We start from the raw sequence: 3093 nt of genomic DNA, 5'->3' as shown, positions 1-3093 counted from the left end.
CGGCGATGTCGACGCGCTGGCGATCGCGCTGCGCAACCTGGTGGRGAACGCGCTGCGCTACGGCCATGGCCGCGTCGTGGTCGAAGTGATGGCGCCCTGCACGCTGGCGGTGCGCGACTTCGGCCCCGGCGTCAGCGCCGCTCAATTGAGCACGCTGCAGCATCGCCATGTGCGCCATGGCGCCGACCGCGCCGGCTACGGCCTCGGACTGTCGATCGTCGGCACCATCGTCGACAAGCTCGGCGCCCGGCTCGACCTGGCCTCGCCGCCCTCGGGTGCCGCCACCGGCTTCGAGGCACGCATCGTGCTGCGTCCGGCTTGACCAGGCCCCGGCGCTCCGTCACTTCGTGCACGCCCCACGATGCCGGCGACCGCCTGCGGCCTCAGAGCGCGAATCCGTCGTCGGCCGCGATCACGGCACCGTTGACGAAATGGCTCTGTCCGCTGGCCAGCAGCACGATCAGGCCGTCGAGGTCCTCGGGCTTGCCGACACGCTTGCGCGGCAGCATCCCGACCAGCTTCTGGCCGCCATCGGTCACCCAGTGCTCCTCGTTGAGTTCGGTGGCGATGTAGCCCGGGCACAGGGCGTTGACGTTGATGCCGAAGCGGCCCCATTCGAGGGCCATCGCCTTGGTCATCTGAACCAGCGCGGCCTTGCTCATGCAGTAGACGCCGATCTGCGGCAGCACCTTGAGCGCCGCCACCGAGGCGATGTTGATGATGCGCCCGCCGATGTAGGTGCCCGGCGCCGCCCCCTTGGCGCGCGCCAGCATCCGCTTGCCGACCTCCTGGGCGACGAAGAAGGAGCCTTTCACGTTGGTGTCGAAGATGAAGTCGTAGTCCTCGCTCGAGACATCCTTCAGGCGCTGCGTGTTGCTGACGCCGGAGTTGTTCACCAGCACGTCGATCGGCCCGACCTCGGTCTCGGCGCGCGCCACCGCGGCCTTGATGCTGCCCAGGTCGGTGACGTCGAGCTCGACCACGTGGGCATCGCCGCCCTCGCCTTCGATGCGGGCGCGCAGTTCCTTGAGGCGGTCGGTGTTGCGGCTGGCCAGTACCACCGCGGCACCGGCCCGGGCGAGCGTCTTGGCGAACTGGGCGCCGAGCCCACTCGATGCGCCGGTGACGAACGCCACGCGGCCCGAAAGATCGATGCTGTAAGCCATGGAATGAGGTCCTGTTGGAGTCGCCGAAGCGACGGCCCGGAACGCACGCGGGCGACGCATAAAATGGCCCGGCCCGCCGCGGTGCCTCGCACCTTCAAATCATTATCGACGAGACCCACATGACGCATGACGAAATACTCGCCCAGTTCGGCCCCCGCGAAGCCATGGAATACGACGTGGTCGTGGTCGGCGCCGGCCCGGGCGGCCTCGCGACCGCGATCCGCCTGAAGCAGCTGGCCGCTTCGCACGGCAAGGACATCTCCGTGGTCGTGCTCGAGAAGGGGTCGGAGCCCGGCGCCCACATCCTCTCGGGCGCGATCATGGATCCGCGCGCCCTGTACGAGCTGCTGCCCGACTGGGAAGAGCTCGGCGCGCCGCTGAACCAGCCTGTCACGCGCGACACCTTCCTCATGATGACCGAGACCGGCGCCACCCGGACGCCGAACTTCATGCTGCCGAAGAACTTCCACAACGAAGGCAACTACATCGTCAGCCTGGGCAACGTGGTGCGCTGGCTGGCGCAGCAGGCCGAGGCGCTGGGCGTCGAGATCTTCCCCGGCTTCCCCGCGGCCGAAGTGCTCTACACCGAGGACGGCAGGGTGCGCGGCGTCGCCACCGGCAATCTCGGCATCGGCAAGGACGGCGAGCCGACCGAGAACTTCCAGCTCGGCATGGAGCTGCTCGGCAAGTACACGATCTTTGCCGAAGGCGCGCGCGGCCACCTGGGCCGCCAGCTGATCGCCAAGTACAAGCTCGACGACGGCAAGGATCCGCAGAGCTACGGCATCGGCATCAAGGAGCTGTGGGAAATCGACCCGGCGCGCCACGAGCCGGGCCTGGCGGTCCACACGGCCGGCTGGCCGCTGCCCTCGGACACCTATGGCGGCTCGTTCCTGTACCACGCCGAGAACAACCAGCTGATCATCGGCTACGTGGTCGGCCTGGACTACCAGAACCCGTACATGAGCCCGTTCGAGGAGTTCCAGCGCTTCAAGACCCATCCCAACATCCGCTGGTACTTCGAAGGCCAGGACAAGGGCCTGAAGGCGCCCAAGCGCCTGAGCTACGGCGCGCGCGCGATCACCGCGGGCGGCCTGCTGTCGCTGCCCAAGACCGTGTTCCCGGGCGGCGCGCTGGTGGGCTGCGAGGCCGGCTACCTGAACGCCAGCCGCATCAAGGGCAGCCATGCCGCGATCAAGACCGGCATGCTGGCCGCCGAGGCCGCCTACGAGGCGGTGACGTCGGGCCGCCAGCACGACGAGCTCTCGGCCTATCCGGCCGCCTTCGAGAAGAGCTGGCTGCACACCGAACTGAACAAGGCGCGCAACTTCAAGCAGTGGTTCAAGAAGGGCCTGGCCGTCGGCACGGTCATGACCGGTATCGAGCAGCTCGTGCTGCGCGGCCACATCCCGTGGACCGTGCACCGCCACCAGCCCGACCACGAGCGGCTCAAGCCGGCGGCCGCGTGCAAGAAGATCGCCTACCCCAAGCCCGACGGCAAGCTCACCTTCGACCGGCTCTCCTCGGTGTTCATCAGCAACACCAACCACGAAGAGAACCAGCCGCCCCACCTGACGCTGAAGAACGCCGCCGTGCCGACCGAGATCAACCTGCCCGAGTACGCCGGCCCCGAAAGCCGCTACTGCCCGGCGGGCGTCTACGAGTTCGTGCCGGACAGCGAGGGCAAGGAACGCCTGCAGATCAACGCGCAGAACTGCGTGCACTGCAAGACCTGCGACATCAAGGACCCGACGCAGAACATCGTCTGGGTCACGCCGGAAGGCGGCGGCGGACCGAACTACGTGGGGATGTAGAAAGGGAAAGGTCCCCTCCCCCCTGCCCGTGCCCCCTTGGCGAGCGTGGGGGCCAGGCCGGCGCCGGGCCGCCAGCGCGGCGAGTCCGCGCTTCGCGCAGACGGGCGGCCCGC

3 protein-coding genes are annotated in these 3093 nt (G+C 68.4%); 2 read left to right on the top strand and 1 reads right to left on the bottom strand.

Translation table 11 applies throughout. The annotated features are described in order from the left end of the window. The coding region (locus AC1D2K_RS32715) for a sensor histidine kinase (RefSeq protein ID WP_478094345.1) at positions 1 to 322 on the top strand (322 nt) is incomplete at its 5' end. 61 nt (positions 323 to 383) lie between these two features. Here the strand turns inward: AC1D2K_RS32715 and AC1D2K_RS32710 are convergent. Then, the gene (locus AC1D2K_RS32710; RefSeq protein WP_478094343.1) at positions 384 to 1166 is read right to left on the bottom strand and encodes an SDR family oxidoreductase; all 783 of its coding nucleotides are present in this window, start codon (positions 1164 to 1166) and stop codon (positions 384 to 386) included. A 119-nt stretch (positions 1167 to 1285) separates the two neighbouring features. Between AC1D2K_RS32710 and AC1D2K_RS32705 the strand changes: the two genes are divergently transcribed. After that, on the top strand, positions 1286 to 2980 hold the full coding sequence (locus AC1D2K_RS32705; protein ID WP_478094341.1) for an electron transfer flavoprotein-ubiquinone oxidoreductase: 1695 nt from the start codon (positions 1286 to 1288) through the stop codon (positions 2978 to 2980). The last annotated feature ends 113 nt before the right edge of the window (positions 2981 to 3093 follow it).

The organism is Variovorax sp. P1_H12_2 (assembly GCF_056405335.1).
This window is presented reverse-complemented; position numbering and strand designations above follow the sequence as displayed.

Excerpts from the sequence above, each read along its gene's own strand:
- AC1D2K_RS32710 (WP_478094343.1), bottom strand. The coding sequence starts at position 1,166 with ATGGCTTACAGCATCGATCTTTCGGGCCGCGTGGCGTTCGTCACCGGC.
- AC1D2K_RS32705 (WP_478094341.1), top strand. The coding sequence starts at position 1,286 with ATGACGCATGACGAAATACTCGCCCAGTTCGGCCCCCGCGAAGCCATG.